The 6,677-nt window shown below is 74.1% G+C and carries 8 protein-coding genes and 5 tRNA genes; 7 read left to right on the top strand and 6 right to left on the bottom strand.

From position 1 onward, the window contains the following. Positions 1-996 (bottom strand): serine/threonine-protein kinase (locus PV350_RS43160; RefSeq protein WP_500338849.1); only part of this gene is annotated, 996 nt, incomplete at its 3' end. 207 nt (positions 997-1,203) lie between these two features. Between PV350_RS43160 and PV350_RS43155 the strand changes: the two genes are divergently transcribed. The 4 genes from PV350_RS43155 to PV350_RS43140 all read left to right on the top strand — a co-directional run bounded on the left by PV350_RS43155 (position 1,204) and on the right by PV350_RS43140 (position 3,382). Further along, positions 1,204-1,446, top strand: coding sequence for a DUF8836 family protein (locus PV350_RS43155; RefSeq protein ID WP_500338846.1), 243 nt, complete (start codon positions 1,204-1,206; stop codon positions 1,444-1,446). A 264-nt stretch (positions 1,447-1,710) separates the two neighbouring features. Continuing rightward, entirely contained in the window at positions 1,711-1,914 is a 204-nt protein-coding gene (locus PV350_RS43150) for a hypothetical protein (protein ID WP_018564248.1), read from the top strand. A 180-nt stretch (positions 1,915-2,094) separates the two neighbouring features. After that, a complete protein-coding gene (locus PV350_RS43145; protein WP_500338848.1) occupies positions 2,095-3,084 on the top strand; it encodes a phosphotransferase enzyme family protein in 990 nt (329 codons plus the stop codon). Between the two features lie 7 nt (positions 3,085-3,091). Beyond that, a complete protein-coding gene (locus PV350_RS43140; protein WP_499510831.1) occupies positions 3,092-3,382 on the top strand; it encodes a TFIIB-type zinc ribbon-containing protein in 291 nt (96 codons plus the stop codon). 41 nt (positions 3,383-3,423) lie between these two features. On the opposite strand, the gene PV350_RS43135 is transcribed toward PV350_RS43140, so the two are convergent. The 5 genes from PV350_RS43135 to PV350_RS43115 all read right to left on the bottom strand — a co-directional run bounded on the left by PV350_RS43135 (position 3,424) and on the right by PV350_RS43115 (position 3,891). Next, a tRNA-Val gene (locus PV350_RS43135) sits at positions 3,424-3,498 on the bottom strand. A 29-nt stretch (positions 3,499-3,527) separates the two neighbouring features. Beyond that, positions 3,528-3,599: transfer RNA gene (locus PV350_RS43130), tRNA-Val, on the bottom strand. 45 nt (positions 3,600-3,644) lie between these two features. Next, a tRNA-Val gene (locus PV350_RS43125) sits at positions 3,645-3,716 on the bottom strand. A 4-nt stretch (positions 3,717-3,720) separates the two neighbouring features. Further along, positions 3,721-3,791 (bottom strand) — tRNA-Cys (locus tag PV350_RS43120). Between the two features lie 27 nt (positions 3,792-3,818). Further along, positions 3,819-3,891: transfer RNA gene (locus PV350_RS43115), tRNA-Gly, on the bottom strand. A 202-nt stretch (positions 3,892-4,093) separates the two neighbouring features. Between PV350_RS43115 and PV350_RS43110 the strand changes: the two genes are divergently transcribed. From PV350_RS43110 to PV350_RS43100, 3 genes are all read left to right on the top strand, one after another. Then, positions 4,094-5,161: a chorismate-binding protein gene (locus PV350_RS43110; RefSeq protein ID WP_499510830.1), complete on the top strand. Its 1,068-nt coding sequence runs from the start codon at positions 4,094-4,096 to the stop codon at positions 5,159-5,161. Next, positions 5,148-6,011 carry an aminotransferase class IV gene (locus tag PV350_RS43105; protein WP_499510829.1) on the top strand — a complete coding sequence of 288 codons (864 nt, stop codon included), beginning with the start codon at positions 5,148-5,150 and terminating at the stop codon, positions 6,009-6,011. Before PV350_RS43110 ends, PV350_RS43105 begins: the two co-directional genes overlap by 14 nt. Before the next feature lie 65 nt (positions 6,012-6,076). Beyond that, the coding region (locus PV350_RS43100) for a GNAT family N-acetyltransferase (RefSeq protein ID WP_500338844.1) at positions 6,077-6,677 on the top strand (601 nt) is incomplete at its 3' end.

The following is a 6,677-nucleotide window of genomic DNA, read 5'->3' as shown; positions in this document are numbered from 1 at the left end:
ACGCGGACCAGCAGACCGAGCGGCGGACGGCGGCGGGACGGGCGTGCCCGCCGCCGTCCGCCGCTCGGTCTGCTGGTCCGCGTACGCCTGCGCCCGCGGGCCCGTGGGCCGCTCGGCGCGCGGACCGGACGCCCTCGGCACGATGTCGCGCCGGCCCGGCGCCACGCCGAGGCCGCGGGCCTCACGGGCGGCGATCTCGGCCAGCCGCTCGGAGAGTTGGACGGTGCTGGGCCGCTGCTCCGGGTCCTTGGCGAGGCACGCGTACACCAGCGGGGACAGCGAGTCCGGCACACCGGTGAGGTCCGGCTCCTCGTGGACGACCCGGTAGAGCATGACCTCCGAACTGCCCTGCCCGAACGGCGAGTCGCCCATCGCCGCGTACGCCAGCGTCGCGCCGAAGGCGAAGACGTCGGTGGCCGGGGTGACCGCCGCCCCGCGGACCTGCTCCGGCGCGAGGAACCCGGGGGACCCGACGGCGGTGCCCACGTGGGTGAGGGTGCTGGCGCCGGTGGACCAGGCGATGCCGAAGTCGATGATCCGGGGTCCCTTGGGCGACAGCAGGATGTTGGAGGGCTTCAGGTCCCGGTGGACGACCCCGGCCTCGTGGACGGCGACCAGCCCCTCCGCCAGCGCGGCGCCGATGGACGCGGTCTCGGCGGCCGGGAGCATGCCGTCCCGCGCGACCTTGTCGTGCAGGGAGGGCCCGGGCACGTACTGCGTGGCGAACCACGGGCGGTCCGCCTCCAGATCGGCGGCGACCAGCCGGGCCGTGCAGCCGCCGCGGATGCGTCTCGCCGCGGACACCTCGCGCGCGAAGCGGGAGCGGAACTCCTGGTCCTCGGCCAGCTCGGGGCGGATCACCTTCAGCGCGACCCGCTGGCCGCGCTTGTCGGCGCCCAGGTAGACGACGCCCATGCCGCCCGCGCCCAGCCTCCGGTGCAGGCGGAACGAGCCGACGACACGCGGGTCCTCGCGCCGGAGCCGCATCATCGCCATGTCGTCCATCCCCGCTGCCTGCCTGGCCAGTCTGACGCCGACAGCTTACGGACTGACCGCCCGTCGCGCCGCGAGGCCGCGCCCGCGCGGGGCAGCGGATTGTCAGTGCCGGATGGGATCCTTGAAGGGTGGGGAAAATTCCGGCCGCTGACGGCCAGGAATTTCGTCATGCCGTCAACAGTCCGTCGGACAAGGGGGATTGACGCCATGAAGGGTGACCGCGTGGAGATAGTCGTCGACGCGGGCGACACGACAAGGACATACGAAGTGGTCGCCACCAGGGCGGGCCGCAGGGTCGAGACGGCGGTCCGCCGAGGGGTGGTGGAAGTGAGCGAAGTCACCCGGTCCGGCTCCGTGGTGCGCACCGCGCGCTTCATGGCCACCCGGGTCCTCGCCCTGGTCGAGCAGCCCATGCCGACCGGGGACGCGGAGGACGAGGAACAGGGCTGACGGGCCCCGTCCGCGCCCGCCCGGGAGATCCCCTCGGGGATGTCCCGGGGGTGCGGCCGGGTCCCTCCACCCAGGGGAGTACGCGACCGGACCCGGAGTCATCCTCGGGGAGGCCAGGGAAGCGGTACGAGGGCATGACGACCGGCGCCCGTGCCGCGCCTAATGTTGAGGTCAAGCGGCGGGCGGAGCACTCGTCCCCCGAGGTCAAACGCCCGCCGCCCAGACAACTGTGCATGATCACGGACCACGACCCGGGAGAGGGCCATGGCGAACACGGTGAGCCGTACGGTGCGGCCGGCGCGCGGCAGCAGGATCGCCGCCTTCGGCATACGCCCGTCGGGCACCCGGCATCCGCTGGTGGCGGTGGCTATGGTGCTGCCGCTCGCGGTGCTGCTCGCGGTGGCCTTCGGGGGCTGGGACGCGGTGGTCACACAGGCGTCGTCCGTAGCCGGTCTGATGGGGCGCTGACAGACGCCCCGCGGCCCCGGAAGAGCGGTCCGGGGCCGCGAGGACCGGCGAACCAACCCCGTGGGGACGGGGGTACGGCGGACGGCATGAATGCCCGGGTACCGTGGCGGTACCCGGGCATCACACCCGGCATTGCCAGTGGGCGGCGCGCTGCCGCACAGTGGGCCGGTGACACGGGGCATGGGGGAGGAAGTGACCAGCAGCGGAGCACCGCTGACGCACGCCCTGGGGGCGGTCGCGGCAGCGGCCTCGCGGGTACCCGCCCAGGCGCGGCCCGCCGTGCTCGCCGAACGGCCCGACGTCACCGTCGTCCGTGGCGGCCGCCTCGTCGCCAAGGCGCACGCTCCGGGCACCGATCCGCAAGAGCTCGCCCTGCGGCTGCTCGTGGCCGCCCATCCTCTGCTCGACGGCGTCCTGCTGCCCCCGGCGCCGCTGCCCGACCACGGCGGCGCGTTGAGTGCCGTGCTCCTCGGCCGCACCGTGAGCCTGTGGCCCCTCGGCGAGCCGGTCGACCGCGACGACCCGGACTCCGCACCCTGGGCGGAGGCCGGCGCGCTCCTGGCCCGTCTGCACACCGTGCCGGCGGCCGCGCTGCCCGGCCCGCCGCCGCAGATGCGCGGCCCCCTCAGGGCGGCCGGCGCGGTCGCGAGGATGCTCGCCGCCGGCGCCGGCGACCCGGCGGTGCTCGCCGCCTGGCGCGGCCTGCCGCCCTGGGCGCGCGGCGAGGCCCCGCAGCCGCGGCAGGTGCTGTGCCACGGCGACCTGCACATGGGCCAACTGGTGCGCCACCCGGCCCCCGACGGGCCGTGGTGCCTCATCGACGTGGACGACCTCGGGCTCGGCGAGCCCGCCTGGGACCTGGCCCGGCCGGCGATGTGGTTCGCCGCCGGGCTGCTCGACCCCGCCGATTGGGGCCGCTTCCTCGGCGCGTACCGCGCCGGCGGCGGCCCCGCCGTTCCCGAGGACGGCGACCCGTGGCCGCATCTCGACGTGGCGGCACGGGCGTTGGCGGTCCAGACCGCGGCGACAGCCGTCGCCAAGGCCGCGCAGGAGGGCCGCGCACTCGACGGGACGGAACGGACCGTCCTCGATACGTGCCGCCGAATCGCGGAAGTAAAGTGCAGTCCTACGCCGGGGGAGGACCCCCGGCCGGCGCGAACGAGGAGATGAGCCGACGATGCTCTGTCCCAAGTGTCATGGCCCGATGCAGACGTTCACCCGCAGCGGCGTCCAGATCGAGCAGTGCGGCAACTGCCGGGGGATCTTCCTGGACTACGGGGAGCTCGAGGCGCTGACCCGCATGGAGTCGCAGTACGCCCAGCCCGCCCCGCCGCCGCCCGGTTACCCGCAGGCGTACCCGCAGCAGCACGCCGCCCCGGCCTGGGGTGCCCCGCACGGCGGGCACCACGGGGGCCACCACGGCCACCACAAGCAGCAGAGCTGGGCGCACATGCTCTTCTCGTCATGACACGACCGAGGGCCGGAGCGAACGCTCCGGCCCTCGGCTGCTGGTGGACGATACTGGGATTGAACCAGTGACCTCTTCCGTGTCAGGGAAGCGCTCTCCCGCTGAGCTAATCGTCCTCGGTACTGCGGGTGGTTCTGGTGCAGCGTGCGCGATACTGGGATTGAACCAGTGACCTCTTCCGTGTCAGGGAAGCGCTCTCCCGCTGAGCTAATCGCGCTCGGGTCCCCTGCCGAAGCGTCGGGGAAGGCCCTCGCGGGCCCAGTGGACGATACTGGGATTGAACCAGTGACCTCTTCCGTGTCAGGGAAGCGCTCTCCCGCTGAGCTAATCGTCCTCAGAGGTGGAGACGGGATTTGAACCCGTGTAGACGGCTTTGCAGGCCGTTGCCTCGCCTCTCGGCCACTCCACCAGCGCGGGGGCGGTGACCCCCACTTCGAGCGGACGACGAGATTCGAACTCGCGACCCTCACCTTGGCAAGGTGATGCTCTACCAACTGAGCCACGTCCGCAGTGTCTCCCCCGGAGCTCGCACCCGGGCGGGACCTCCGCCGATGCGCTTGCGCGTCCCGGCGACGAGTTGAACTCTAGCGGATTACGGCTCCGCCACCAAAACGCGTTTCCGCAGCGTGCCGGGTCGGTGACCAGCGCATCTCGCTCGTCGCCGCCGACTTAGACTCGCACTCGCCCCACCGGACCGACCTGGGAAGCCCCGTGCCCGACCTCGAGCCCCTCGCCAGATTCGGCGGCCTCGTCGCCTCCGACCTGCGGGATGTCACCACCGACCCGGCCGCGCTGGACTCCTCCGGCTTCTGGGCGGTGGTCGCCGGCTTCGAGGGCGACATGGTCTGCGCGCGCTTCGGGAACGTCCGGCCGGAACCCGCCGCGGCCGCCCCCCGCCGGCCCTGGAAGGGCCCCGCCCGCGGCGACTGGACGTCCTCACTGGACCGCGCCGGGTACACCGCCGGAGTGCGCCGCGTCCGCGAGTACATCGCGGCCGGCGAGGTCTACCAGGCCAACCTCTGCCGGGTGCTCACCGCGCCGCTGCCCGATCCGGACGCCGACGTCGACGCCCTCGCGGCCGTCCTCGCCCGCGGCAACCCCGCCCCGCACGCGGGAACGGTCCGGCTGCCCGCGCACGGCATAGAGGTGGCCAGCGCCTCCCCCGAACTCTTCCTGCGCCGCCGCGGCGAGGTGGTCGAGTCCGGACCCATCAAGGGCACCGGCCGTACCGAGGCCGACCTGCTGCCCAAGGACCACGCCGAGAACGTCATGATCGTCGACCTGGTCCGCAACGACCTCGGGCAGGTCTGCGCCACCGGCACGGTCACCGTCCCCGACCTCTGCGTCGTGGAGAAGCACCCCGGCCTGGTCCACCTCGTCTCCACCGTGCGCGGCGAACTGCGCGAGGGCGCCGGCTGGGCCGCACTGCTGGACGCCGCGTTCCCGCCGGGCTCCGTCACCGGCGCGCCCAAGTCCAGTGCCCTGCGCATCATCGCCGAACTGGAGACCGCCCCCCGCGGCCCCTACTGCGGCGGCATCGGCTGGGTCGACGCCGACCGCGGCACCGGCGAGCTCGCCGTGGGCATCCGCACCTTCTGGATCGACCGCGCCGCCCCCGGCGGCCCCGTGCTGCGCTTCGGCACCGGTGCCGGCATCACCTGGGGCTCCGATCCCGAGCGGGAGTGGGACGAGACGGAACTGAAGGCCTCCCGGCTGCTGGCAGTAGCGTCGGGTACGTACGACTCGAACGAAGGCGAACGGAACCATGGGGCAGAGTGACACCGTGAGCACGACCACCGCCGGCGCGATCTGGGTCAACGGCGCGCTGCGCGAGACCGACGAGGCGTCCGTGTCCGTCATGGACCACGGCCTGACCGTCGGGGACGGCGTCTTCGAGACGCTCAAGGCCACCGGCGGCACCGCCTTCGCGATGGACCGCCACCTGCGCCGGCTGGCCCGCTCCGCGCGCGGCCTCGGCCTGCCCGAGCCCGACCTGGACGAGGTGCGCCACGCCTGCGAGGCCGTCCTCGCCGCCAACCCGGCGCCCCACGGCCGGCTCCGCGTCACCTACACCGGCGGCACCTCGCCGCTCGGCTCCGAGCGCGGAACCACCGGCCCCACCCTGGTCGTCGCCCTCGGCGCCGCGAGCGTCCGCCCCGACACGACGGCCGTCGTCACCGTCCCCTGGACCCGCAACGAGAAGGGCGCCCTCGCCGGGCTCAAGACGACCTCGTACGGGGAGAACGTCGTGGCCCTGGCCCGTGCCCACCAGCACGGCGCCTCCGAGGCGCTCTTCGCCAACACGCAGGGACGCCTCTGCGAGGGCACCGGCTCCAACGTCTTCGTCGTCCTCGGGGGCAAGCTGCTCACGCCGCCGCTCGCCTCCGGATGCCTCGCCGGGATCACCCGCGAGCTCGTCATCGAGTGGGCCGGCGCCGACGAGGCCGACCTGCCCTTCGAGGCCCTCGCCGAGGCGGAGGAGATCTTCGTGACCTCCTCGCTCCGCGACGTCCAGGGCGTCCACCGGGTCGACGACCGCGAGCTGGCCACCGGGGCCCGCCCCGGCCCGGTCACGGCCAAGGCGATGCGGGTCTTCGCGGAGCGGTCCGTGGAGCACCCGAACCCCTGAGCCTGGGCGGTCCCGGGTGGTTGAAGCCGTGACGTAACCGCGGCGACCCGGTAGAACTCCACACCATGACCACCACCCTGCGCCCGGCCGAGCCCGAACAGCGCTGGCGCGGCGGAGTACGCGCCCGCCGCTTCCACGTCTGCGTCAACGGGCGCCCGGTGGGGGAGACCACCCTGTGCACCGACGCCCGGTTCGGGCCCGAGGTCGGGCGCATCGCCGCACTGCGGATCGACCACGACCAGCAGCGCCGCGGCCGCGGCACGGTCGCGGCCCTCGCCGCGGAGGAGGTCCTGCGGGGTTGGGGCTGCCGCCGCATCGAGGTCTCGGTGCGGACGGAGGACGCGGCCGCGCTCCGGCTCGCGGGCGTGCTGGGGTACGTCGTCCGCAACCGGAACATGCTCAAGGCGCTGCCCGACGTGCCGCCCGCGCTGCCCGGCGGCAGCGTCGTGCGGCCCATGACGGAGGCGGAGTACCCGGGGTGGGCGGCCCGCAAGCGGGAGGAGTACGTCCGGTCCTGGACGCGCCGGGGCGTGACCGCGGCGCAGGCCCGCGCCAAGGCCGAGGCGGACGACCTGGCCGCCCTCCCCGAGGGGCTCGCGACGCCCGGCGCGGTGCTGAGGGTGCTGGAGGCCGGTGGGGCTGGGCAGGTGGTGGGGGAACTGTGGG

It is taken from the genome of Streptomyces sp. PA03-6a (genome assembly GCF_033792765.1).
Lineage (GTDB): Bacteria > Actinomycetota > Actinomycetes > Streptomycetales > Streptomycetaceae > Actinacidiphila.
This window is presented reverse-complemented; position numbering and strand designations above follow the sequence as displayed.

Excerpts from the sequence above, each read along its gene's own strand:
- PV350_RS43105 (WP_499510829.1), top strand. The coding sequence starts at position 5,148 with ATGGGGCAGAGTGACACCGTGAGCACGACCACCGCCGGCGCGATCTGG.
- PV350_RS43150 (WP_018564248.1), top strand. The coding sequence starts at position 1,711 with ATGGCGAACACGGTGAGCCGTACGGTGCGGCCGGCGCGCGGCAGCAGG.
- PV350_RS43140 (WP_499510831.1), top strand. The coding sequence starts at position 3,092 with ATGCTCTGTCCCAAGTGTCATGGCCCGATGCAGACGTTCACCCGCAGC.
- PV350_RS43145 (WP_500338848.1), top strand. The coding sequence starts at position 2,095 with ATGGGGGAGGAAGTGACCAGCAGCGGAGCACCGCTGACGCACGCCCTG.
- PV350_RS43155 (WP_500338846.1), top strand. The coding sequence starts at position 1,204 with ATGAAGGGTGACCGCGTGGAGATAGTCGTCGACGCGGGCGACACGACA.